Origin of the sequence: Klebsiella sp. K-3, from assembly GCF_051207495.1 — a bacterium.
GTDB lineage: Bacteria > Pseudomonadota > Gammaproteobacteria > Enterobacterales > Enterobacteriaceae > Klebsiella > Klebsiella aerogenes.
The window spans coordinates 43885-69086 of the sequence record NZ_JBPNXF010000017.1; the positions used below are offsets into that span (position 1 = coordinate 43885).

A 25202-nucleotide genomic window follows, 5' to 3' on the forward strand; every position below is an offset into this window, starting at 1 on the left:
TGCCGCGCATTTGCATGATTAACCAGAGGCTTCACATCGTTTATGTCCGGCTGGCAACGAATTTACTATAAATTACTGAATTTACCATTACGGGTGCTGGTAAAAAGCAAGTCTATTCCGGCAGAACCTGCTCAGGAATTAGGGCTCGATACCTCGCGTCCGATAATGTACGTCTTGCCTTATAACTCCAAGGCGGACCTGCTGACCCTGCGCGCCCAGTGCCTGGCGCATGATTTACCCGACCCTTTTGAACCGCTGGAAATCGACGGCACACTGCTGCCGCGCTACGTTTTCATCCACGGCGGTCCGCGCGTGTTTACCTACTACACGCCGAAAGAAGAGTCCATCAAGCTTTTCCACGACTACCTGGATCTGCACCGTAATCATCCCGACCTCGACGTGCAAATGGTACCGGTGTCGGTCATGTTCGGCCGCGCGCCGGGTCGTGAAAAAGGCGAAGAGAATCCGCCGCTGCGGATGCTTAACGGTATTCAGAAATTCTTCGCCGTCTCCTGGCTTGGCCGCGATAGCTTCGTGCGTTTCTCGCCTTCTGTCTCTCTGCGTCGCATGGCGGATGAGCACGGGACCGATAAAATCATCGCCCAGAAGCTGGCCCGCGTGGCGCGTATGCACTTCGCCCGTCAACGTCTGGCCGCCGTCGGCCCGCGCCTCCCTGCCCGCCAGGATCTGTTCAACAAGCTGCTGGCATCGAAAGCTATCGCCCGCGCGGTAGAAGATGAAGCGCGCAGCAAGAAGATATCTCACGAGAAGGCCCAGCAGAACGCCATCGCGCTGATGGAAGAGATTGCCGCTAACTTCTCTTATGAAATGATCCGCCTGACTGACCGTATTCTGGGCTTTACCTGGAACCGTCTGTATCAGGGGATTAACGTGCATAACGCCGAGCGCGTACGCCAGCTGGCGCATGACGGCCATGAGATTGTCTATGTGCCCTGTCACCGTAGCCACATGGACTACCTGCTGCTCTCTTATGTGCTTTATCATCAGGGGCTGGTGCCGCCGCATATCGCCGCCGGCATAAACCTCAACTTCTGGCCGGCCGGGCCGATTTTCCGCCGCCTGGGCGCTTTCTTTATTCGCCGTACCTTTAAGGGCAACAAGCTCTACTCCACGGTATTCCGCGAATATCTTGGCGAGCTGTTCAGCCGTGGTTATTCGGTGGAATACTTTGTCGAAGGCGGGCGTTCCCGTACCGGCCGTCTGCTGGATCCGAAAACCGGCACCCTGTCGATGACTATCCAGGCGATGCTGCGCGGCGGTAGCCGCCCCATCACGCTGGTGCCGATTTATATCGGCTACGAGCACGTGATGGAAGTCGGTACCTACGCCAAAGAGCTGCGCGGCGCGACAAAAGAAAAAGAGAGCCTGCCGCAGATGGTGCGCGGCCTCAGCAAGCTGCGTAATCTCGGCCAGGGCTACGTTAACTTCGGCGAACCGCTGCCGCTGATGACCTACCTCAATCAGCACGTACCGGAATGGCGCGAAGCCATCGATCCTATAGAAGCCGTCCGCCCTTCCTGGCTGACGCCGACGGTGAATAATATCGCCGCCGATCTGATGGTGCGCATCAACAATGCCGGGGCGGCCAACGCCATGAACCTGTGCTGTACGGCGCTTCTGGCGTCGCGTCAGCGTTCTTTGACCCGTGAGCAGCTGACCCAGCAGTTGGATTGCTACCTCGACCTACTGCGTAACGTGCCGTACTCCACCGATTCGACCGCGCCGACGGCTTCCGCCAGCGAGCTTATCGACCACGCGCTGCAGATGAACAAGTTCGAAGTCGAGAAAGACACCATCGGCGATATCATCATCCTGCCGCGCGAGCAGGCGGTGCTGATGACCTACTATCGCAACAACATCGCCCATATGCTGGTGATGCCGTCGCTGCTGGCCGCTATCGTGACCCAGCATCGCCGCATCTCCCGTAGCGAAGTGCTGCGTCATGTCGAGATGTTCTATCCGTTCCTGAAAGCCGAGCTGTTCCTGCGCTGGGAAAAAGCAGAACTGGCGGGCGTTATCGATGCGCTGATGGCGGAAATGCAGCGTCAGGGTCTGGTGGTACTGAATGGCGATGAGATGAGCGTCAACCCGGCGCACTCTCGTTCCCTGCAGCTATTGGCCGCCGGCGCGCGCGAGACGTTACAGCGCTACGCGATCACCTTCTGGCTGTTGAGCGCCAACCCGTCCATCAACCGCAGTACGCTGGAAAAAGAGAGCCGCACCATGGCGCAGCGTCTGTCGGTACTGCACGGTATCAACGCGCCGGAGTTCTTCGATAAGGCGGTGTTCAGTACCCTGGTGCTGACCCTGCGTGACGAAGGCTACATCAGCGATACCGGCGATGCCGAGCCGGCAGAGACCCTGAAGGTCTACCAGATGCTGGCGGATTTGATTACGTCAGATGTACGTTTGACGATTGAGAGCGCCGCTCAGGACGACGCATAATATTGCGGCTTCTGTTCCCCGGCTCGCGGCGCGAGTCGGGGAAAGAAGGATTTACTGCAGGTAACTCATCGCCAGACCGAGAAACAGCACCAGCCCAACGTAGTTATTATTCATAAACGCTTTGAAGCAGTTATCGCGTTCGCGCTTGAAGATAAGCTTCTGCTGCCAGACAAACAATCCTGCCGCAATAAACAGCGACCAGTAGAATGCCCAGTTCAGCCCATTCAGCCAGCCCACCGCGCCCATCAATACCAGCACGGCAACCTGCAGAATACCGATAATCAAACGATCGTTTTCACCGAACAGGATCGCCGTCGACTTAATGCCGATTTTGACATCATCGTCGCGATCGACCATCGCATACTGGGTATCGTAAGCGACCGCCCACAGAATATTAGCGAGGAACATCAGCCAGCAGCTGAGCGGCAGCGCTTCACTCACCGCCGAGAAAGCCATCGGGATCGACCAGCCAAAGGCCGCGCCCAGCACCACCTGCGGCAGATGGGTATAGCGCTTCATAAAGGGATAAACCCAGGCTAGCGCCAGCGCCGCGACCGACAGCAGGATGGTCATGGTATTGAGCGTCAGCACCAGCAGGAAGGAGAGCCCTACCAGCACCGCGAATAATATCCGCGCTTCTTTTTCCGTGACCTCGCCGCTTGGTAGCGGGCGACGAGCCGTACGCTTCACGTGACCATCAAATTTACGGTCGGCATAGTCATTCACCACGCAGCCGGCGGCGCGCATCAACCAGACGCCAGCGACAAACACCGCCAGAATCCACAACGGCGGCACCCCGGGTGAAGCCACCCATAACGCCCACAGCGTCGGCCACAGCAGCAATAGCGCGCCGATTGGTTTGTCAGTACGCATCAGGCGGTGAAACGCCAACAGCTTATTCTGCGTCAGACTCCACTCCATTTTCTCTTCCTCTTAATACAATGGCGATGCAGGCAGAAAAAGCTCTGTCAGCAGCAGCGGTTTGCCGCTCAGCCGGAGACGGGAACGTCGCCCCCACAGCTGTGCACTACGACCAATCTCAATAAAATCACGGGTTAACGTCGACGATGTAAACAGATACCGGCCCAGCGGCGTCTGCCCCAGCTGCTGCAGGGCTAATTCCGGGCCGCATAGCGTCGATTCCGGCACGAGGGTACGACCGGCAAGCCAGGGTTCGCCATCGGCGCAAAGAATGATCTCCCGGAGCCAATAACGCGCTTCTTCCGGCAGCAGGGATTCTTCGCCAGCCAGCGCGTCGCGCCCGACGAAACCTTCGTTAATCATGGTCACGGTGACCTTTTTCCCTTGTTGCTCAAAGCGTTTGGTCATTGAGTCTTCCAGCAACAGCCAGTCGCGCAGCGGCGCGTCCAGCTCGGGTATGGCGGCAAAATAGCGCAGCGCACGCAGTTGCGTAAGCGCAGGATGTGGCATGCCTGATTCTCCGGTACAAAACGTGCAGGCATTGTATCGCAGAATAGCGTTTTGAGGGCGGGCAAACGTCAATATACGATCATCCGCGCAACAGGCATGCAACAGTTGCCGCTGCGCGATAAAAAAAAGTGCGTCCAGGCGGACGCACCTAAAGGCTGTGCCTAAACATCAGCATTGTGGGGAGACGGTCACCCCTTGCCTTTTACACTGCTGATAAAGGTGGAACGAGCAGATTTCGAGCCGAGGCGCTCAGCTTCGTTCATCAATTTCAGGGCTTTGTCGATATCGCCTTGTTTCACCGCTTTCTTGATACCGTTGTTGAAGTAGGTTTCGGTATCGTCAAGCATCGGTTCGCTTTTCGCCGCTGGGGCGGCAGCAGCCGGCGCGACAACAGGCGCAGCGGACGGGGCGTTATAGACCGGCGCCGCGGTATTGCCGACGGTCACCGGGCCAGGGCCGGAAGATCCAAACAGCGGGCCCACCAGCACGCTGGAACTCGAAGACGTTTTCACCTTCAGGCTCAAGGTGCCGTCAGTGGTATGTTTAGCGATCGGATCCGGAATGTCCGGCACCGCGTTACCGGTGCCTTTCGCGTAGGCTTTCGCCGGGTCGATTAATTTAGTGGTCTGCTGCAGATCCTGAGGAGTGGTAAACACCAGCACATAAATTTTCTGCTGTCCCAGCGCCGGCGTCAGGCGCATTACTCCTTCCAGGCGGTCGGCGCTCATTACGCCCGGCTCCAGATAGGTAAAATAGCTGCTCGGGAAGAAGGCGGACGGCGTCATGCTCTGATCGAGGATCAGCACGTTTGGCGCGTAGACGCTGGTCTGTTTGTCGACTTCGCTGGTCAGCGTCAGGGTTAACTCGCCGATATTGGCCGGTACGCTATAGGCCACCACCGGCCCGGCGATACCGGGGACATTCAACGTTTGTCCGGCGATCGCCACTTTGGAGGTTTGGGTTTTCGATTGATCGACCGGCGTCCAGGTCAACTGCTGCAGCGAGGAAGCCGGGATTGACGGCGCGGCAGAGGTATTCTGCGGCACGAAATTGACATCAGCAAAACTGACTGCGGGTACGCTGGCCAGCAGGCCGGCGGACAGGCAGAGGGCAACGAGACTTTTCTTCATATTCATTGTTATCACCTCAATTCCTATGGCCGAGCGTTAGCCAGGCAATAGCGCGCTGGGCCGAAAACAGAGGGGCTGCCGCCCCTCTTTACTCATCATGATGCGGATTGCATTACCACCAGATTTCCATCTGGGCGCCGAAGGTCCACTCATCGTTGTCGCCGCGGCTGGAAGTGTTGATGCCGGTACCAGAGGTATCGCGCATGGCAACACCGCTATCGGTGTAACCCCACTTCTCATCCCACTTCGCGTAGGTGGCGAACAGACGAATTGCCGGACGGGACCAGATGCTGTCGCCCGCCTGCCACTGTTGCGCCAGGGTGATTTTGTACTGGTTGTTGCTGTCGCCGGTTTTCTGCGATTTGACGTTGTCGTAGCCGACTTCCAACAGGGTGCTCATGATCGGCGTCCATTTGTACATAGGACGTACGCCGACGGTCCACCATTTGGTACCGTTGTTGTTGTCCAGGTTGACGTCCTGGTACATGGCGACGTACATCATGTCCCAATCGTCCGCCAGAGAGACCGCGCCGTGGTCAAGCACACGCCACATGGAACCATCGTTATTGATGCTGCCGCCCTGCGGTACGCCTTTACCGTTGGAGGTCATGGCGTCGGTCGCGTACTGCAGAACAAATTTGTTGTAGCCTTTCAGGATGCTCTGGGTATGTTCAGCGGTGAACATCCAGCCATCTTTCGATGCATCCGGCTGCAGGTAGTAGTCATCCGGCACGTTGGTGTGACCATAGTCCACGCCCAGCTCCAGCGTACCGCCCGGGTTGGTTTCCATCTGCGCTAAACGCACGTCGAAGACGTCGTTCGGTACCAGATGATCGTAAACGCGTTCGCCAGTCAGCGGATCGCGGTCAGCATAGGTTGCCGAGCCGCCGGATTCAGAAGAACGAGTGGCGGCCAGAGAGAGTTTACCGAAGCCCAGATCGATGTTTTCGATACCGGCGCCTGGACCGGAAATATCCCAGTAGTAGAAGTCGATCATGTGAACGTCATGACGCTGATAGAAGCGCTTACCGGCCCACAGGGTTGATCCCGGCAGCCAGTCGATCAGGTTTTTACCCTGCACGTTAACTTCACGGAAGGCCGGGCTGGTAGATTCCCAGTCGTTCTGCTGCGATACCGAGTAGGCAACGTTGGTATCGAAGTAGAAGCTCTTATCGCCCTCTTTCCACACTTCCTGGCCCAGTTTCAGTTCAGCGTAAGTTTCACATTCGTTACCGAGACGGTATTTACTTTGAGCGCCGGTGGCCTGGAAGCACTGCTGTTCGCCGCCGCTGCCGGTCCAGCCAATACCGGAACGCGCGTAGCCGTGGAAATCGACAGCCAGCGCCTGGGCAGACATCACGCCCGCCGCAACGGCTACCGCCAGTGGAAGTTTGCGCAGAGTAATCATTATTCTATCTCCTGAGATCATTGCTTTTCTTTGAACACTTCCCCGTCGGCCGCCGCATGGTTGGCTGCGCGCTGGGTTCGCGTCTTCTTTTAATGGGGAACCTTATACGCCCGGCTCTTTATGCAACCGACGACAAGCGGTGCCATCCTCACGGAATAAATGGCAGCGCTCCGGCGGCAAACCGATGGCGAATGTGGCTCCCTCTTCTACCAACACCACGTCATTCTGGCGGTACACCAGGTTCTGACGGATGGCGGGGATCTGGATATGAATTTGCGTTTCGTGACCAAGCTGTTCGACCACCTGCACTTCGCCCTCAAGGGTGACATCGGCGATGTCGCTCGGCAGCAGGTGTTCCGGGCGGATGCCCAAAGACATATTGGCGCCGACCTGAACGTGGGCGCTGTCTACCGGCAGCCAGACCTGCTGGCGGTTCGGTAGTTCGACCTGTACCTGTTCGATGGCGGTCGCGGTGACTTTGACCGGCAGGAAGTTCATCTTCGGCGAACCGATAAAGCCCGCGACAAAGCGGTCTGCCGGATAGTGATAGAGTTCCAGCGGTTTCCCGACCTGCGCGACGCGGCCGGCATCCAGCACCACAATTTTGTCGGCCAGGGTCATGGCTTCCACCTGATCGTGGGTGACGTAAATCATCGTGCGGCCAAGGCGCTTATGCAGACGGGAGATTTCGATACGCATCTGCACGCGCAGTGCGGCATCAAGGTTGGACAGGGGTTCATCAAGCAGGAAAACCCGCGGCTCGGCGACCAGGGTACGGCCAATGGCCACGCGCTGACGCTGGCCGCCGGAGAGCGCTTTCGGCTTACGCTCCAGCAGGTGCGCCAGCTGTAACACTTCGGCGACCTGGGTCACGCGCTGGTTAATCACCTCTTTTTTCGCTCCGGCCAGCTTCAGGCCAAAAGACATGTTTTCGGCAACGGAAAGGTGGGGATAGAGCGCATAAGACTGGAATACCATGCCGATACCGCGCTCGGCGGGCGGCACATCGTTCATTCGGGTATCGCCAATAAACAGATCGCCGCTGGTGACCGTTTCCAGTCCGGCAATCATACGCAGCAGGGTGGATTTGCCGCAGCCCGACGGTCCTACAAACACGACGAACTCCCCATCCTGGATCTCGAGATTGATATCTTTAGATACCACCACGTCGCCCCAGGCTTTCGTTACATTTCGTAGCTGTACGCTCGCCATGCCCTTCTCCCTTCGTTACAACCTGTCACTTAAAGACACATTCAAGATGGGCTGACTATGCGGCATTCATTACGTTGGCAAATCCTCCACCCCCCGGGTTTTTGATGGGGGAGGAGACGGGAGGATGAGAAATTGCCTCTCGCCGCCGGAAGTTCCCGGCAAAAGGTCATTTCGTGATCGAAGCGACAAAAACGGTGGCTTTTTTATGTGCTCCAGGGCCCATTACCGGCATTTCTGCAATGCGGATCACATAAACGGCGGGCGGGGCGTAGACATAGGGAGGATGGAAAGAGGTTGTTAAAAAAGGAAACTCATCAGCGTTAAACCACTCAAGTGTATCCACGAGCACATCACCAAATAGGACGGGTATATGAAAATCAAAACTGGCGCTCGCATCCTCGCGCTGTCTGCATTGACGACGATGATGTTTTCCGCCTCTGCCCTCGCAAAAATTGAAGAAGGTAAGCTGGTTATCTGGATTAACGGCGATAAAGGCTATAACGGCCTCGCTGAAGTGGGTAAAAAGTTCGAAAAAGATACCGGCATTAAAGTTTCCGTAGAACATCCGGATAAGCTGGAAGAGAAGTTTCCGCAGGTTGCGGCGACCGGCGACGGCCCGGATATCATCTTCTGGGCGCATGACCGTTTTGGCGGCTACGCGCAGTCCGGTCTGCTGGCGGAAATCACCCCGGATAAAGCGTTCCAGGACAAACTCTATCCGTTCACCTGGGATGCCGTACGCTACAACGGCAAACTGATCGCTTACCCGGTGGCAGTGGAAGCCCTGTCGCTGATTTATAACAAAGACCTGGTCCCGAACCCGCCGAAAACCTGGGAAGAGATCCCTGCGCTGGATAAAGAGCTGAAGGCGAAAGGTAAGAGCGCGCTGATGTTCAACCTGCAAGAACCGTACTTCACCTGGCCGCTGATTGCCGCCGATGGCGGATACGCGTTTAAGTTTGAAAACGGCAAATACGACGTGAAAAACGTCGGCGTCGATAGCGCCGGGGCAAAAGCCGGTCTGACCTTCCTGGTCGACCTCATCAAGAATAAACACATGAATGCCGACACCGACTACTCCATCGCGGAAGCGGCGTTCAACAAAGGCGAAACCGCGATGACCATCAACGGTCCGTGGGCGTGGTCGAACATAGACAAAGGTAAGGTTAACTACGGCGTTACTCTGCTGCCGACCTTCAAAGGCAAACCGTCTAAACCATTCGTTGGCGTACTGAGCGCCGGGATTAACGCCGCCAGCCCGAATAAAGAACTGGCGAAAGAGTTTCTTGAAAACTACCTGATGACCGATCAGGGCCTGGAATCGGTGAACAACGATAAACCGCTGGGCGCCGTGGCGCTGAAATCCTTCCAGGAGAAGCTGGAAAAAGACCCGCGTATCGCCGCCACCATGGCTAACGCGCAGAAAGGCGAAATCATGCCGAACATTCCGCAGATGTCTGCATTCTGGTATGCCGTCCGTACCGCGGTTATCAACGCCGCAAGCGGCCGTCAGACCGTCGATGCCGCACTGAAGGATGCACAGGGCCGTATCACCAAGTAATACCGTCGCACACGTGCCGGATGGCGGCATAAATGCCTTATCCGGCCTACACGCTTTGTAGGCCGGATAAGCACAGCGCCATCAGGCACTCTTGTCGACAGATATTTAACGTTGTAGAGGATGATCCCCATGGATGCCGTTAAAAAGAAACACTGGTGGCAAAGCCCGCAACTCACATGGTCTGTGATTGGTTTGCTGTGCCTGCTGGTGGGTTACCTTGTTGTTTTAATGTACGCCCAGGGGGAGTACCTGTTCGCCATCATGACGCTGATTTTAAGCTCGGTTGGCCTGTATATTTTTTCTAATCGCAAGGCTTACGCCTGGCGCTATGTTTATCCGGGTCTCGCCGGGATGGGGCTGTTTGTTCTGTTTCCGCTGATCTGTACCATTGCCATCGCCTTCACTAACTACAGCAGCACCAACCAGCTCACCTTCGAACGCGCCCAGCAGGTACTGATGGACCGTTCTTTCCAGGCCGGCAAAGCCTATAACTTCTCACTCTACCCGGCGGGCGATGAGTGGCAGCTGGCGCTGACGGACGGTGAAAGCGGTAAAAATTATCTCTCCGAAGCCTTTAAATTTGGCGGCGAGCAGAAGCTGGCGTTAAAAGAAGCCGATGTCCTGCCGCAAGGCGAACGCGCGAATTTACGCGTAATCACCCAGAACCGCGCCGCGCTGAACCAACTGACCGCCGTGCTGCCGGATGAAAGCAAAGTGATTATGAGTTCACTGCGCCAGTTCTCCGGTACCCAACCGCTGTACGCGCTGGCCAACGACGGCACGCTCACTAACAACCAAAGCGGCGTAAAATATCGCCCTAACGCCGACATCGGCTTTTATCAATCCATCAATGCCGATGGCAGCTGGGGCAATGAGAAGCTGAGCCCGGGTTATACCGTTACCATCGGCTGGGATAACTTCACCCGCGTTTTCCAGGATGAAGGGATCCAGAAACCGTTCTTCGCCATTTTCGTCTGGACCGTGGTGTTCTCGGTGCTGACGGTGATTTTGACCGTCGCCGTGGGAATGGTGCTGGCCTGCCTGGTGCAGTGGGAAGCGTTGAAGGGCAAAGCGATTTACCGCGTGTTGTTGATTCTGCCGTATGCAGTGCCGTCATTTATCTCAATACTGATTTTCAAAGGGCTGTTTAACCAGAGCTTTGGTGAAATCAACATGATGCTGAGCGCGCTGTTCGGCATTAAACCAGCCTGGTTTAGCGACCCAACCACCGCACGCACGATGATCATCATCGTCAACACCTGGCTGGGCTACCCGTACATGATGATTCTGTGCATGGGGCTGCTGAAGGCGATTCCGGACGATCTGTACGAGGCGTCGGCGATGGATGGCGCGGGCCCGTTTCAGAACTTCTTTAAAATTACGCTACCGCTGCTGATCAAGCCGCTCACGCCGCTGATGATTGCCAGCTTCGCCTTTAACTTTAACAACTTCGTACTGATTCAACTGTTAACCAACGGTGGCCCGGACCGTCTCGGCACCACCACGCCGGCCGGTTATACCGACCTGCTGGTGAGCTACACCTATCGTATCGCCTTTGAAGGCGGCGGCGGTCAGGACTTCGGCCTGGCGGCGGCTATCGCCACGCTTATCTTCCTGCTGGTTGGGGCGTTAGCGATTGTGAATCTGAAAGCCACGCGCATGAAGTTTGATTAAGGGAGATAACGACAATGGCTATGGTCCAACCCAAATCGCAGAAGCTACGTTTATTTACCACGCATCTCCTGCTACTGATTTTTATCGCCGCGATTATGTTTCCGCTGCTGATGGTTATCGCTATCTCGCTGCGCGAAGGCAACTTCGCGACCGGCAGTCTGATCCCGGATACCATCTCATGGGAGCACTGGCGTCTGGCATTAGGCTTCAGCGTCGAACACGCCGATGGCCGGGTAACGCCGCCGCCGTTCCCGGTCCTGCTGTGGCTGTGGAACTCAATTAAAGTGGCCGGGATTACTGCGATCGGCATCGTCGCCCTCTCCACCACCTGCGCTTACGCTTTCGCCCGTATGCGCTTCCCGGGTAAAGCGACGCTGCTCAAAGGGATGCTGATTTTCCAGATGTTCCCGGCGGTGCTGTCGCTGGTGGCGCTGTATGCGTTGTTCGACCGCCTCGGTCAATATCTGCCTTTCGTCGGCCTCAACACTCACGGCGGGGTGATCTTCGCCTATATGGGCGGTATCGCGCTGCACGTCTGGACAATTAAGGGCTACTTCGAAACTATCGATGGCTCACTGGAAGAAGCGGCCGCGTTGGATGGCGCCACTCCATGGCAGGCTTTCCGCCTGGTGCTGCTGCCGCTGTCGGTACCGATTCTGGCGGTCGTGTTTATTCTGTCGTTCATCGCCGCGATTACCGAAGTGCCGGTGGCCTCGTTGCTGCTACGCGATGTAAACAGCTATACCCTGGCTGTCGGGATGCAGCAGTATCTCAATCCGCAGAACTACCTGTGGGGTGACTTCGCCGCCGCGGCAGTACTGTCGGCGATTCCGATTACCGTCGTCTTCCTGCTGGCTCAGCGCTGGTTGGTTAACGGCCTGACGGCGGGCGGGGTGAAAGGTTAAGTTTCATCATGTTAGTCCCTTGTTTTACCGCCCCAAATTTCAGAGAGGGTGGGATGTGGTACACGACCCCAACCGGGTACGGCAGCCCACCTCTCCCTGAAAAAGTAGGGCAAATGCCACTGCAATCCTCTACTGGACCCTACATAAATTTCATTTGTGATTGTCGGTCAAGCGGCCCTGGAGGCCGCTTTTTTTATTCCCGTTTAAGACGGTTGGAATTACACAACCACAGGGTAATCACCAGGATAAGGATCGCCGCAGAGTAAATCAGCACCGCCATCGGCGACTCATGGTCGACGATAATAAGCCGCACAATCGCGGTAATACCGATATAGACGAAATAACGCAGCGGGAAGTGAAAACCGGACTCAAAGTATTTCACAATCAGCGCGATAAACTCGAAGTAGAGAAAATAGACCACCAGCCCTTCAACCAGCTTGTACTTACTCACCGGCTCCGGCGTAAACAGCACGTGCGCCAGATGCAGGGTCTCCTTTCCCAGGAACACCACCAGAATAATTCCCAGACACAGCAGCGCCAGGTTCAGCACGGCCTGCATGGCCTTCGCAACAAAATTAACCAGCGGACGATATACCGACGGCATAGTGACACCTCAAATGCATGAACGTTGTTGATCTGTATAGCGCAAAAGTGTGATCCAGATCTACTTCGCTTTGCGAGCAGCATCGGTCCTTCAACGCGGTAAATGCAACTAAGAGAAAATTTTACTTCCCGCAACGCTGTGAGCAAGTTAACCAAATCATCCGTTACGCTTAGGACACAACCAAATAACCAACTGAAATTTAAAACATTTACCATTTGAAACAGTTATATCTTAAAATCTGCCACAAGATAAAATTTTTCTCTAATCCGCATTATTTATATGGCTATTAGGGTAAGATTTTTCTCATCCTTTGTCTTAGCATTATCGCAGTTGAATAAAATTTAATTTTGGACATTAAATCATTATGAACTCCGATAACGCTTCCCTGTACGTAAAATGGCTCAAACAAGAAGTTGCCCCGGCTTTAGGTTGTACTGAACCTGTCGCTATTTCCTTCGCTGCCGCCTACGCCGCACAATATTTAGAAAACCCTTGTACTAACATTAGCGGTTTTATTTCCGCCAATCTCTATAAAAACGCGATGGGTGTCACTATTCCCGGCACCACCGTTTGCGGTGTAGCGCTGGCCGCCGCAATTGGCGCATTTGGCGGCAACCCGCAAAAGGGATTAAAAACGCTGGAAGATATCACCCCGCTACACGTCGAAATGGCGCAGAAACTGATCGCCAATCATGCCGTTGATATTGCCGTCGAAGAGACCCCGGACTTTATTCATCTGGATCTAATTCTCTCAGATCACGAGAATACCTGCCGCGTCGTGGTGAAAGGAACCCACACCAACGTGGTCGAGCTTTATATTAATGGCCAGCCGCAGCCACTAAGCGAAAAACAGAATGCGCGCGCCCGGCACGAAACGCTGCCCACTTTTTCGCTACAGCAGGCTTACGAATTTATTAATAGCGCCGACTTTAATGATATTCGCTTTATTCTTGAAGCCGCGCGCTTAAACTCCGCGCTGGCGGCAGAAGGCAAAACCAAAAAATATGGCCTGAACATTAACGGTACCTTTTCTGACGCCGTGAAAAACGGCCTGATGAGCAACGATCTGTTAAGCAAGGTGATCATCAACACCGTCGCCGCTTCAGATGCCCGCATGGGCGGCGCGCCGGTAGTCGCAATGTCTAACTTCGGTTCGGGCAATCAGGGCATTACGGCAACCATGCCGGTAGTGGTGGTTGCAGAGCATCTCGGCGTCGATGAAGAGACCCTGGCGCGCGCTTTGTCTCTATCTCATCTCACCGCCATCTCAATTCATTCTCGTTATACGCGCTTATCTGCGCTATGCGCGGCCTCAACCGCCGCCATGGGCGCAGCTGCCGGGATGGCCTGGCTGTTTACCCGCGATATCAACACCATTAATACCGCGATTATTAATATGGTCAGCGATATTACCGGCATGATTTGTGATGGCGCCTCTAATAGCTGTGCGATGAAAGTCTCGTCCGTGGTATCCAGCGCGTTTAAGGCGGTACTGATGGCGATGCAAAATAGCTGCGCTGGCGCCAATGATGGTATTGTCTGCGCCGATGTCGAGCAGACTATTAATAACCTGTGCCGCCTGGTGATTAAACCAATGACCCTCACCGATAAAGAAATTATTAGCATTATGGTCGCTAAATAATAATATTTAACGGGCCTGAATATTCAGGCCCTGATTAACCTACCCTACCCACATTATTATTTATAAATTAGCAGGTATAGCAGATGAATAAAAAAGTCATCTTCCGTGGCGCCAGCGCCATTATGCCGCTGTGCATCGGCGACTTTCCATTTTCATTTATTGTCGGCGCATTAAGCGTCAGCGCAGGCATGAGCGTCTGGCAGAGCACGGCGTGGTCGGCGATTGTTATTGCCGGTTCGGCGCAAATGCTGGCATTAAATATGCTTAAAACCGGCGCTACGCTCGGGGTTATTATATTCACCACATTAATAATTAACCTACGTCATGTACTGTACAGTGCCTCTATTTCCGGTACCGTCCGTGAAGCATCCTTCTTTAAAAAATGCTTTATGTCCTACGCGCTGACCGACGAAGTGTACGCCACCACCGTCAAAGAGATGGAGGGCAATAAGCAGGATAAATATCTGTTTTATGGCTCGGCGATGATCACCTTCTGGGCGATTTGGGTACTGGCCGATTTCCTCGGCGCGCTGGTCGGCGCTTCCTTCCCGAATATTGAAAAGTATGGTCTGGATTTCGCCATGGTCGCCGCCTTTATCGCCATCGTGGTGCCGCAAATAAAAAGCCAGGCCTGTACCGTCGCCGCCGTGGTGGCCGCCGTCTCCGGCGTGCTGTTGGTCATCCTGCCCTACTCCCTGGGTATTGTCGTCGCCTCAGTACTTGGCGTGCTCGCCGGGCTGTGCGTCGACCTGACTGAAGAACGTAAACAGGCAGCGATTGCCGAATCCGGGATGCCGCTCGTGGAGGCGCTGGAACATGAATAATAGCTACTTTATCGCCCTGACTTTGGGTATGGCCGCCGTGACCTTCCTGATCCGATTTTCGTTTATCGGCCTGGCCGGAAAAATCCAGATGTCCGAACGGGTGACGAAAACGCTGCGCTTCGTCCCGGTCACCGTCCTGCCGGCCATTATCACCATTCAGATCCTGAGCGTGAATTCCAGCATGGAGTTTGACTTAAAGAATCCGAAGGTGATTGCCGCCATTATCTGCACGCTCGCCAGTTTCCGTTTAGGCCTGGTATGGGTGGTAGTGAGCGGCGTTGGCTCGCTGGTGCTGTTGAATTATTTTATGTAACCGTTTGAAGGATAAACCGTATGATTATTACCACCGCTGACGCGCCTGCCGCTATCGGCCCGTACGTGCAGGGCGTCAATCTCGGCGCGATGACCATCACCTCCGGTCAGCTACCGATTAATCCGCTGGACGGCACCATGCCCAGCGATATCGCCGAACAGGCGCGGCAATCGCTGGAAAATGTGAAAGCCATCGTTGAAGCTGCCGGACTCTCGGTGGGGCAGATTGTTAAAACCACGGTGTTTGTCAAAGACCTGCAGGATTTTGCCGCCATCAACGCCGCTTATGAGGCCTTCTTTACCAAGCATCAGGCCGCCTTCCCGGCGCGTTCCTGCGTGGAGGTCTCAAGGCTGCCGAAAGACGCCGGCGTCGAAATCGAAGCCATCGCCTTCGCTCGTTAATCACCCGGCTGGGGGGAAACCTCCAGCCTCCTTCCCCACCGTTTTTCGCCGTTCCTCATTGCTCATTTTGCAGGCACTATACGATGAGATCCGAACGAGGAATGCAGCATGTCGAATGAGCCAAATATTCCCCCTTTTACGCTTCGCGATACCGGCGTTCGCAACGTCATCTGCGGCGAAAACGTGGTCATATACCAGCCCGCCAACCTCTATGATTGCCAGCTCGGCGATAACGTCTTCGTCGGGCCGTTCGTCGAGATTCAAGGGCACACGCGCATCGGCGCGGACAGCAAAATCCAGTCCCACAGTTTTATCTGCGAGTACGTCACCATCGGCCAACGTTGTTTTATCGGCCACGGCGTGATGTTCGCCAACGACATGTTCCGCGATGGCAAACCGAATGCCGACCGCGACAGTTGGGGGCGCATTGAAATCGGCAATGACGTGTCTATCGGCAGCGGCGCCACCATTCTGGCGGTGAGTATCTGCGATGGCGTGGTCATCGGCGCCGGTAGCGTGGTGACAAAATCCATCACTGAGAAAGGCGTTTGGGCGGGCAACCCGGCGAGGCTGCTGCGGCGGCTATAAATAAAAATGCCGACCCGAGGGTCGGCATTCAGGCTTAATTGCGCAGCGCTTATGCGCGCCAGGCTTTATAGCGGTTAATCAGACCGTTGGTAGAGCTGTCGTGGCTGCTAACGTCTGCGCCATCTTTCAGTTCCGGCAGGATGCGGTTAGCCAGCTGTTTACCCAGCTCAACGCCCCACTGATCGAAGGTGAAGATGTTGAGGATCGCGCCCTGGGTGAAGATTTTGTGCTCATACAGCGCAATCAATGCGCCCAGGCTGAACGGGGTGATCTCACGCAGCAGGATGGAGTTGGTCGGACGGTTGCCTTCGAACACTTTGAACGGCACCACGTGCTCAAGCTGAGCCGGGTCTTTACCCTGATCGCGATATTCCTGCTCAACCACTTCGCGGGATTTACCAAAGGCCAGCGCTTCGGTCTGGGCGAAGAAGTTAGACAGCAGTTTCTGATGGTGGTCAGACAGCGGGTTATGGGTGATAGCCGGGGCGATGAAATCGCACGGTACCATTTTGGTGCCCTGGTGGATCAGCTGATAGAACGCGTGCTGGCCGTTAGTCCCCGGCTCGCCCCAGATGATTGGGCCAGTCTGGTAATCCACAACGTTGCCGTTACGGTCAACGTACTTACCGTTGGATTCCATGTTGCCCTGCTGGAAGTAAGCGGCAAAGCGGTGCATGTACTGATCGTACGGCAGAATCGCTTCGGTTTCGGCGCCGAAGAAATTGTTGTACCAGATGCCAATCAGCGCCAGCAGTACCGGCAGGTTTTTCTCAGCCGGGGTGGTGGAGAAGTGTTTGTCCATGGCGTGGGCGCCGGACAGCAGCTGAACGAAGTTGTCGAAGCCGACGGACAGAATGATAGACAGACCGATGGCGGACCACAGGGAGTAACGACCGCCAACCCAGTCCCAGAACTCAAACATGTTAGCCGTATCGATACCGAACTCGCCAACCGCTTTACCGTTGGTGGAGAGCGCCGCGAAGTGTTTCGCCACGTGTTTCTCGTCGCCCGCGGTCGCCAGGAACCAGTCACGCGCGCTGTGGGCGTTGGTCATGGTTTCTTGAGTGGTGAAGGTTTTAGAAGCCACCAGGAACAGCGTGGTTTCCGGATTCACCGCTTTCAGCACTTCGGCGATATGAGTGCCGTCAACGTTAGAAACGAAGTGCATGTTGAGATGGTTTTTATACGGGCGCAGCGCTTCGGTCACCATGAACGGGCCGAGGTCTGAACCGCCGATACCGATGTTCACCACGTCGGTGATCGGTTTACCGGTGTAGCCTTTCCAGCTACCGGAGATAATCGCTTCTGAGAAGGCTTTCATCTTCTCCAGCACCGCGTTGACTTCCGGCATGACATCTTTGCCATCAACCACAATCGGCGTATTGCTGCGGTTGCGCAGCGCGACGTGCAGTACCGCGCGGTCTTCGGTACGGTTAATTTTTTCGCCGGAGAACATCGACTTGATAGCGCCGGCCAGATCGGTCTCTTTCGCCAGATCCTGCAGCTTAGACAGCGTCTCTTCAGTGATGCGGTTCTTGGAGAAGTCCACCAGCATCAGATCGTCAAAAGTAGCGGAGAATTTAGAGAAACGATCGCTATCTTTGGCGAAAAGCTCGCTGATAGTGACGTCTTTCATTTCATCGAAGTGTTTCTGTAATGCCTGCCATGCAGCTGTCTGCGTTGGGTTGATATTTTTCATTAGCAATACTCTTCTGATTTGAAAAATGTGACTTCGGTCGATTGTAGCCTCAGCGGCGGAAAATTGTGATGATTTTTGTGTTATGCCGTTGACGGGGGTCAGAAATAGGGTAAAGAGCTCCCATATTATAGCGATCATTAGGCTTTTTTCTGTTATCCGCCGATGCATGAAAAATCCGCATAACCCTGTCGTTGACATACCCGTCCGGAAGCCTTTATATAGCTGAACTGCCTACGGAACCGTAGGTATGTATTGCTCGCGCATTTCACGCTACAGCGAAGAGTATCGTTGGGGGGTATAATGACCAGTCTCTCCCCAGGCATAGTGAAAGACGTCAGTAATTGCCAGAAGAGGTGCGTTGCCCAGGTAACCGTATTGGAGGAACCAGTCCGGGGAAAATACGTGAGGGGGAGCAACGCCGAGGCGCACAGGCATCTGGTTAAGTCTGTCGCCGGCCACAGGGGCTGAATCCCCTGGGTTGTCACCAGAAGCGTTCGCAGTCGGGCGTTTCATACTCGCGAACCGATGCGCGTCATCGGCGAACGGGTCTACAAGGTGGAGCACTTCTGGGTGACATCGTAGTTTGTTTATCGCTCTGCGCCCACCCTACTTTTCGCTCTTCCCTTGTGCCATGGCTGAGTTAATTTGGCCTGGCTTATTAAGACATTTTGTAGCGCTCCGGTTATTTCCAGCCCGAACCAGGAGCGGTTGTTCAGGAATCGTTTTAATAAGTCAGGCCCCCTGACACGAGGTTGTTATGACAGATTTAGTTGTTGCTAAGTTCGGCGGCACCAGCGTGGCCGATTTCGACGCGATGAATCGTAGCGTCGACGTCGCGCTGCTGGATGCGAATACCCGCGTAGTGGTGTTATCCGCATCGGCTGGCGTTACCAATATCTTAGTTGCTTTAGCGGCAGGGCTGGAACCCACCGAACGTTTCGCTAAGCTCGATGAAATGCGCCAAATCCAGTTCAATATTCTGGAGCGTTTACGTTATCCCAACGTTATTCGCGAAGAGATCGAGCGTCTGCTGGAAAACATTACTACCCTGGCGGAAGCCGCCTCGCTGGCCAGCTCGGAAGCCTTGACCGATGAACTGGTGAGCCACGGCGAACTGATGTCCACCTTACTGTTCGTTGAGATCCTACGCGAGCGTGGTATTGCGGCGCAGTGGTTCGACGTACGTAAAGTGATGCGCACCAACGATCGTTTCGGCCGCGCCGAACCAGATATCGCCGCGCTGGCGGAACTGACGCAGCAACAACTAACGCCACGGCTGGAAGAAGGCCTGGTGATTACCCAGGGCTTTATCGGCAGTGAAGCCAAAGGCCGCACCACCACCCTTGGCCGCGGCGGCAGCGACTACACCGCCGCGCTGCTCGGCGAAGCCTTAAACGCCAGCCGTGTGGATATCTGGACCGATGTCCCTGGGATCTACACAACCGATCCGCGCGTCGCGCCAGCGGCGAAGCGCATCGATGTGATCGCTTTCGCTGAAGCCGCGGAGATGGCCACGTTCGGGGCCAAGGTATTGCATCCGGCCACCCTGCTGCCGGCCGTACGTAGCGATATCCCGGTATTCGTCGGCTCCAGCAAAGAACCTAAAGCCGGCGGCACGATGGTCTGTCATAAAACCGAAAATCCACCGCTGTTCCGCGCGCTGGCGCTGCGTCGTCGTCAAACGCTGCTGACCCTGCACAGCCTGCATATGCTGCACTCCCGCGGCTTCCTTGCAGAAGTGTTCGGTATTCTGGCGCGGCATAATATTTCCGTCGATCTGATCACCACCTCGGAAGTGAGTATTGCGCTGACCATGGACACCACCGGTTCAACCTCCGCTGGCGACACTCTGCTCACCCAGGCGCTGCTGACCGAGCTCTCTTCACTGTGCCGCGTCGAAGTGGAAGAAAATCTGGCGCTGGTCGCCCTGATCGGCAACGAGCTATCGAAAGCCTGCGGCGTCGGTAAAGAGGTGTTTGGCGTACTGGAACCGTTCAATATCCGCATGATCTGTTACGGCGCATCCAGCCACAACCTGTGCTTCCTGGTGCCTGGCGACGACGCGGAGAAAGTGGTGCAGAAGCTGCATCATAATTTGTTTGAATAATCGCGACGGGAAAGCCCGTTATCAAAAGGCCCGGTTTCGTCAGAAGCCGGGCCTTTTTTATGGCGCCAGTACCGTGTTCATCAGCAAGCGATCGAGTTGCTCAACGCGCCCCGTTCGGCTATCCGGCAGCTCCGGCGCTATCTCGCCGCACGCCAGCTCATGTTGAATAAAGGCATGCAAAAGCGGGCGTCGCATGCCGTACTCAGCTTCGCCGGCACGTTGTTTGCGAACCAGCAGCTCATCAATTTCATTACGCAGGGCGGGTTCCAGTTCACTGCCCGCCAGTAGCTCGCTAAAACGCATCGGCGGCACGCCTTTACCGGCTTCAACCCAGCGCACTGCCAACAGCGGGCGCAGTACATAGAAGTATTTTTTCAACCGTACCTGCTCACCTTGCAGGTAACCGCGAAAGTTCTTCCGCGCCATTGAATAGTAGTGCCAACGAGCGCGCAGCGGTGAAAACCACTGCGGCACTAGCGCTTTTAACGCCGCCACTGTCGACGCATCCTGCTGATACACCACCGGTGAATCCAGCCACTCTATAAGCGTAGGGTTCGCCGCTTTCAATAGCCCCAGCGCTTTGCGCCACTCCCAGCCGCAGACATCCAGCTCATTATCAATCGGCAGTTCGATAACATCGCGCTGCGCTTCCACACGTAAATACCATTCGGGTTGATGAACATATAAAAAGCGAACATCATAATCGCTATCCGGCGAGGCAAAACCCCAGCCACGGCTACCCGATTCGCAGGCATACAGCACTCTGACCTGGTAGCGTTGTTCTATGTCGGCTAACTGCCGCCGCACGCGCTGGCGCATCGCGGCATCGACGCTATTTTCACTCATTATTTTTTATCCTTTGACACAGACGACCTGACGCAGGGTATGTACCACCTCCACCAGCGACGATTGCGCGGCCATCACCGCCTCAATGTCTTTATAAGCCAGCGGAATTTCGTCGATCACCTCACTATCTTTTCGGCATTCGACATGGGCGGTGGTGCGGATCTGGTCTGCGACGGTGAACTGCTTTTTCGCCGCCGTTCGGCTCATCACGCGTCCTGCGCCGTGGCTACATGAGCAGAAACTCTCTTCATTACCCAATCCGCGCACAATGAAGCTCTTTGCCCCCATTGAGCCGGGAATGATGCCCATCTGCCCCTTCTGTGCCGATACCGCGCCTTTACGCGTGACCAGAACCTCTTCGCCAAAGTGCCGCTCTTTCTGCACATAGTTATGGTGGCAATTGACGGCCTCCTGCTGGGTCATAAACGGTTTCGTCACAATGGCCGATAGCGCCGCCAGTACCCGCGCCATCATTACCTCGCGATTATGCCTGGCGAAATCCTGCGCCCATTCCACCGCCTCGATGTAATCCTCGTAGTGAGGGCTACCTTCCTGAAAGTAGGCCAGATTTCTGTCCGGCAGGTTAGCAATATGCTGCTGCATATCGTTCTGCGCCAGGGTAATAAACAGGTTGCCGATAGCATTGCCGACGCCGCGCGAACCGCTATGCAGCATCACCCATACCCGCTGCTGTTCATCCAGGCACACTTCAATAAAGTGATTGCCGGTACCCAATGTCCCGAGATGCTGATGATTATTGGTTTTCAACAACTGCGGATATTTGTCCGTCAGGCGCTTAAAGCGCGGTGCCAGTAACGACCACTGCTGATCGACTTCCTGCGGCGGCGTCTCCCAGGCGCCTTTATCACGGCGGGAGCGCGTGTTAGTTCTCCCGTGCGGTACCGCCTGCTCAATCGCGCTGCGCAACCCACCCAGGTTATCCGGCAGATCGCTGGCAATAAGCGAAGTACGCACCGCAATCATACCGCAGCCAATATCCACGCCGACGGCCGCCGGAATGATTGCCCCTTTTGTCGGGATCACGCTGCCAATGGTCGAGCCTTTCCCGAGATGCACGTCCGGCATCACCGCCAGATGTTTAAAGACAAACGGCATTTTTGCCGTATTCAGCAACTGGACGCGCGCTTCCGGCTCTACCGGCACGCCGCGGGTCCACATTTTGATCGGCGCGCTATTTTCCGCCGTCAGCAGGTGATAATCGTTATGCGCCATGGTTCACTCCATTAATGTTGATAAGTCCATGTAATACCTGGTCCAGCCCGCCAAATACGGAAATTTTATCGATTCGCTCCGCGACGCGTTCGAGCGTTTCAAGCTCTTTTAAGCGCAGGGCGACCGGATTGTTTTCCATTACTTTGGCGGTGTTCAATAAAGAACGGGTTGCCGCCGTCTCTTCCCGGCGGCGGATAACGTTGGCCTGGGCCGATTTCTCCGCTTCCACCAACTGCGACAAAATGGCCTTCATGTCGCCTGGCAGGACGATATCTTTTACTCCCAACGAGGCAATCTCGATGCCGAATGGCGCCATACGCTCTTTCACCTGCGCGCTCACCACTTCATCAATCATCTGTTTATTTTCTAAAAGCTCATCCAGCGTACGTGTACCGACCGCTTCGCGCAGCGCGAACTGCAGTTCACGATACAGATGATCCAGCGGTTTAGTTAACTGGCAAAATGCCGTCAGCACGTCTTGATAACGCCAGTTCGCCGCCAGATTCAGACGTAAATTAACTTTGTCTTTGGTCAGGATCTCCTGACCGCTGACCTCCAGCACCTGCAGACGAGTATCCACCACTTCGGCTTCCACCAGATGGTTAATCTTCCAGTAGGCAGTCAAACCGGGTGGTAGAGCGTTCTGCAGCTCGCCGTCAATTTTCAACACCCCAACATGCCAGGCAGGAACCTGTACCGTCAGTATCGACTCACGCCCTTTTACCGCGCCGCTGCGCCGAGGTTGCAGTACCGCGTTCATCACCTCGGCGGGTACCAGCACCGCGCGGGTATCCATGCGTACCAGCTTCAGCGCATTATCATATTGCCAGTACAGGCGGCGCGTCGCTGGCGGGATGATCTCCTGCAGTACGCCATCGATATACAGCGCGCCGGCTTCCTCTTCCGCCATATCAGCCGCCAGACAGTAACGGCCGATCCATTCAGGCTGGAAGCGGCGCATATAGTCGGCCAACGCCTGCGGTACTTCGCTGCCGTCGGTGGTGACAATCAGCACTTCCGGCGTGGAAAACCACGGTAAGCGATGCTCGCCGGCTTCCAGTACCTGATAGTAGTCGCCCGCTTTCGCCAGCAGACCTAATTGACCTTTTCGTATCGTTATTTTCTTAGCCATTATTCGTTCCTTAAAAATGGAGCAGGCGCGGATGCAAAGGCGAAGCGGCAGGGGAACTCCCTTTTGCCTGGCGCCCGGCGTTATTATCGGCAACCTGTTTTGGGGACCGCCAAACTCGCAGTTCCCCGATTTATTATTTTGATTTTTTGCTCATAACAATGGGTGTCAGTTGCTGACGGAACGCGGCAGAAAAACGGACTGCGCCGTTTCTACAGCGCCGGCGGGGTTTAACCCCCTGCATTTCAGCGCGTTGACAATAGAGTTATTGCCAGAAGCGTGCCAAAAACGTAAAACAACAAAATAATTTTTTAACCAAATGAAAATTAATGACTTTTATTTATTAAGCATCTATTCAGATTGCCTACGGCAAGATATGTTTTTATCCTTAAGTATCTAATTTTATCTTGTGGGATAAATCATGAGAAAACGTCGGGTGGTTATTGGCGTACTGGGGACGGTGCTCGATAAACGTGGCAAGCGCGCCAACCGTTTTCGCAAATGGCGGCCAACGGTTGGGTTGTGCCAACAAGCTGAAATGCCCATTGATCGGCTGGAACTACTGCATCAGCCTCGTGACATCGGCATGGCGCAGCAGCTCGCCGAAGATGTGGCGTTGGTCTCGCCACAAACCGAAGTACATCCGCATGCTGTAGCCATCGCCAATCCCTGGGATTTCGAAGAGGTGTATGCCGCCTTTCTTGATTTTGCGACCCGCTATCCGTTCGATACCGACAATGAAGAGTATCTGGTGCATATCACCACCGGAACGCACGTGGCGCAGATCTGCTGGTTCCTGTTGACCGAGGCGCGCTATCTGCCCGCCAGTTTGCTGCAGACCGGGCCGGCGCCAAAAGGCGCCACCGACGAGCAAATCGCGGCCGGTACCGCCTCGGTTATCGATCTGGATTTAAGCCGCTATGCCACTCTAACCAGCCGTTTTCAGCGTGAACAACAGCAGTCCGTTTCATTTCTTAAGGACGGGATTGAAACCCGCAACGCCACCTTCAATAAGCTTATCGATCGCATTGAGCGGGTTTCTCTGCGTTCAACCGATCCGATTCTACTCACCGGGCCTACCGGCGCGGGCAAATCCTTTCTCGCGAAACGCATTTTCCAGCTACGCCAGTCACGCCACCTGGTGGCGGGTAAGTTTGTCGCCATTAACTGCGCCACGCTGCGTGGCGATAACGCCATGTCGACGCTATTCGGCCACGTCAAAGGCGCTTTTACTGGCGCGCAAGCGGCGCGTAGCGGCCTGCTACGCGAGGCCGATGGCGGCGTGTTGTTTCTCGATGAAATTGCCGAACTGGGCCTCGATGAACAGGCGATGTTGCTAAAAGCGATTGAAGAAAAAAGCTTTTTCCCGTTTGGCTCCGACAAAGAAGTGCACAGTGATTTTCAACTGATTGCTGGTACCCACCGCGACATGCGCCAGTGGGTCGCCGATGGCCGCTTTCGTGAGGATTTATACGCGCGTATCAACATGTGGAGCTTTGCGCTACCCGGTCTGGCGCAGCGTAGAGAAGATATTGCGCCCAATATTGAGTACGAATTGCAACGTTTCTCCAGCGCCAGACAGCAGCAAATACGTTTTGATAAAGACGCGCGCGTGCGCTATTTGGCTTTCGCCAGTTCGCCGCGGGCCCAGTGGCGCGGAAATTTTCGCGAGCTTGGCGCCTCGGTGACCCGCATGGCGACCCTCGCCGAACAGGGCCGAATTACGCTGGATGTGGTCGATGAGGAAATTTCGCGACTGAGCGAAAGCTGGCAGATCAACGATCCTCTTCCCGCCGTCATCGACGAGATCGATCTGTTCGATCGCCGTCAGTTGGAAACGGTGCTGGAGGTTTGCCGCCGCAGCGCTTCGCTATCTGAAGCCGGTCGTGAGTTGTTTGCGGTCTCCCGGCTGAAAAAGGCCAATCCGAATGATGCCGACCGGTTACGCAAGTACCTCGCCCGCTTTGGTCTCAGTTGGGAAAGCCTGGGCTAATCATCATGAGCATAATTTGTTTGAATATTATTCCTT

General features: G+C 55.2%; 21 protein-coding genes and 1 riboswitch. Of the genes, 11 read left to right on the plus strand and 10 right to left on the minus strand.

Features of this window, described 5'->3' with window-relative positions:
* Positions 1-42 precede the first annotated feature (42 nt).
* A complete protein-coding gene (gene plsB / locus ACSEMK_RS22355) occupies positions 43-2466 on the plus strand; it encodes a glycerol-3-phosphate 1-O-acyltransferase PlsB (RefSeq protein WP_087858842.1) in 2424 nt (807 codons plus the stop codon).
* A gap of 51 nt (positions 2467-2517) precedes the next feature.
* On the opposite strand, the gene ubiA is transcribed toward plsB, so the two are convergent.
* The 5 genes from ubiA to malK form a co-directional block, all read right to left on the minus strand.
* The gene (gene ubiA, locus ACSEMK_RS22360; RefSeq protein ID WP_015368766.1) at positions 2518-3387 is read right to left on the minus strand and encodes a 4-hydroxybenzoate octaprenyltransferase; all 870 of its coding nucleotides are present in this window, start codon (positions 3385-3387) and stop codon (positions 2518-2520) included.
* Positions 3388-3399: 12 nt separating this feature from the next.
* Positions 3400-3897 carry a chorismate lyase gene (ubiC, locus tag ACSEMK_RS22365; RefSeq protein WP_087858843.1) on the minus strand — a complete coding sequence of 166 codons (498 nt, stop codon included), beginning with the start codon at positions 3895-3897 and terminating at the stop codon, positions 3400-3402.
* A 188-nt stretch (positions 3898-4085) separates the two neighbouring features.
* Positions 4086-5033 (minus strand): maltose operon protein MalM, encoded by a 948-nt coding sequence (gene malM, locus ACSEMK_RS22370; RefSeq protein ID WP_087858844.1) that lies wholly within the window; start codon positions 5031-5033, stop codon positions 4086-4088.
* Between the two features lie 106 nt (positions 5034-5139).
* The gene (locus tag ACSEMK_RS22375) at positions 5140-6438 is read right to left on the minus strand and encodes a maltoporin (protein ID WP_015368769.1); all 1299 of its coding nucleotides are present in this window, start codon (positions 6436-6438) and stop codon (positions 5140-5142) included.
* 99 nt (positions 6439-6537) lie between these two features.
* Positions 6538-7647 carry a maltose/maltodextrin ABC transporter ATP-binding protein MalK gene (malK, locus tag ACSEMK_RS22380; protein WP_015368770.1) on the minus strand — a complete coding sequence of 370 codons (1110 nt, stop codon included), beginning with the start codon at positions 7645-7647 and terminating at the stop codon, positions 6538-6540.
* Between the two features lie 370 nt (positions 7648-8017).
* On the opposite strand from malK, the gene malE reads away from it, so the two are divergent.
* From malE to malG, 3 genes are all read left to right on the plus strand, one after another.
* Positions 8018-9208, plus strand: coding sequence for a maltose/maltodextrin ABC transporter substrate-binding protein MalE (malE, locus tag ACSEMK_RS22385; protein WP_087858845.1), 1191 nt, complete (start codon positions 8018-8020; stop codon positions 9206-9208).
* Between the two features lie 129 nt (positions 9209-9337).
* Positions 9338-10882, plus strand: coding sequence for a maltose ABC transporter permease MalF (malF, locus tag ACSEMK_RS22390; RefSeq protein WP_113374990.1), 1545 nt, complete (start codon positions 9338-9340; stop codon positions 10880-10882).
* A 14-nt stretch (positions 10883-10896) separates the two neighbouring features.
* Entirely contained in the window at positions 10897-11787 is an 891-nt protein-coding gene (gene malG / locus ACSEMK_RS22395; protein ID WP_015368774.1) for a maltose ABC transporter permease MalG, read from the plus strand.
* 193 nt (positions 11788-11980) lie between these two features.
* Here the strand turns inward: malG and psiE are convergent, their stop codons facing one another.
* Positions 11981-12391 carry a phosphate-starvation-inducible protein PsiE gene (gene psiE, locus ACSEMK_RS22400; protein ID WP_015368775.1) on the minus strand — a complete coding sequence of 137 codons (411 nt, stop codon included), beginning with the start codon at positions 12389-12391 and terminating at the stop codon, positions 11981-11983.
* A 364-nt stretch (positions 12392-12755) separates the two neighbouring features.
* On the opposite strand from psiE, the gene ACSEMK_RS22405 reads away from it, so the two are divergent.
* From ACSEMK_RS22405 to ACSEMK_RS22425, 5 genes are all read left to right on the plus strand, one after another.
* Positions 12756-14033: a serine dehydratase subunit alpha family protein gene (locus tag ACSEMK_RS22405; protein WP_430915473.1), complete on the plus strand. Its 1278-nt coding sequence runs from the start codon at positions 12756-12758 to the stop codon at positions 14031-14033.
* Positions 14034-14116: 83 nt separating this feature from the next.
* A complete protein-coding gene (locus ACSEMK_RS22410) occupies positions 14117-14857 on the plus strand; it encodes an AzlC family ABC transporter permease (RefSeq protein ID WP_430915472.1) in 741 nt (246 codons plus the stop codon).
* On the plus strand, positions 14850-15170 hold the full coding sequence (locus ACSEMK_RS22415) for an AzlD domain-containing protein (RefSeq protein WP_015368778.1): 321 nt from the start codon (positions 14850-14852) through the stop codon (positions 15168-15170). Before ACSEMK_RS22410 ends, ACSEMK_RS22415 begins: the two co-directional genes overlap by 8 nt.
* A 20-nt stretch (positions 15171-15190) precedes the next feature.
* A complete protein-coding gene (locus tag ACSEMK_RS22420) occupies positions 15191-15571 on the plus strand; it encodes a Rid family detoxifying hydrolase (protein ID WP_430915471.1) in 381 nt (126 codons plus the stop codon).
* Between the two features lie 108 nt (positions 15572-15679).
* A complete protein-coding gene (locus ACSEMK_RS22425; protein ID WP_087858849.1) occupies positions 15680-16159 on the plus strand; it encodes an acyltransferase in 480 nt (159 codons plus the stop codon).
* Between the two features lie 49 nt (positions 16160-16208).
* On the opposite strand, the gene pgi is transcribed toward ACSEMK_RS22425, so the two are convergent.
* Positions 16209-17858, minus strand: coding sequence for a glucose-6-phosphate isomerase (gene pgi, locus ACSEMK_RS22430; RefSeq protein ID WP_020079879.1), 1650 nt, complete (start codon positions 17856-17858; stop codon positions 16209-16211).
* A 340-nt stretch (positions 17859-18198) separates the two neighbouring features.
* Positions 18199-18432: riboswitch (Lysine riboswitch) on the plus strand.
* 183 nt (positions 18433-18615) lie between these two features.
* On the opposite strand from pgi, the gene lysC reads away from it, so the two are divergent.
* Positions 18616-19965 carry a lysine-sensitive aspartokinase 3 gene (lysC, locus tag ACSEMK_RS22435; RefSeq protein ID WP_087858850.1) on the plus strand — a complete coding sequence of 450 codons (1350 nt, stop codon included), beginning with the start codon at positions 18616-18618 and terminating at the stop codon, positions 19963-19965.
* Positions 19966-20022: 57 nt separating this feature from the next.
* Here the strand turns inward: lysC and ACSEMK_RS22440 are convergent, their stop codons facing one another.
* The 3 genes from ACSEMK_RS22440 to ACSEMK_RS22450 are packed head-to-tail and all read right to left on the minus strand — an operon-like array spanning position 20023 to position 23176.
* Positions 20023-20811: a nucleotidyltransferase domain-containing protein gene (locus ACSEMK_RS22440; protein WP_213317902.1), complete on the minus strand. Its 789-nt coding sequence runs from the start codon at positions 20809-20811 to the stop codon at positions 20023-20025.
* Positions 20812-20817: 6 nt separating this feature from the next.
* Positions 20818-22044 carry an RtcB family protein gene (locus ACSEMK_RS22445; protein ID WP_213317901.1) on the minus strand — a complete coding sequence of 409 codons (1227 nt, stop codon included), beginning with the start codon at positions 22042-22044 and terminating at the stop codon, positions 20818-20820.
* A complete protein-coding gene (locus ACSEMK_RS22450) occupies positions 22034-23176 on the minus strand; it encodes a slipin family protein (RefSeq protein WP_213317900.1) in 1143 nt (380 codons plus the stop codon). Before ACSEMK_RS22450 ends, ACSEMK_RS22445 begins: the two co-directional genes overlap by 11 nt.
* A gap of 418 nt (positions 23177-23594) precedes the next feature.
* Here ACSEMK_RS22450 and rtcR point away from each other — a divergent pair, with 418 nt between their 5' ends.
* The gene (gene rtcR / locus ACSEMK_RS22455) at positions 23595-25166 is read left to right on the plus strand and encodes an RNA repair transcriptional activator RtcR (protein ID WP_213317899.1); all 1572 of its coding nucleotides are present in this window, start codon (positions 23595-23597) and stop codon (positions 25164-25166) included.
* Positions 25167-25202: the final 36 nt, after the last annotated feature.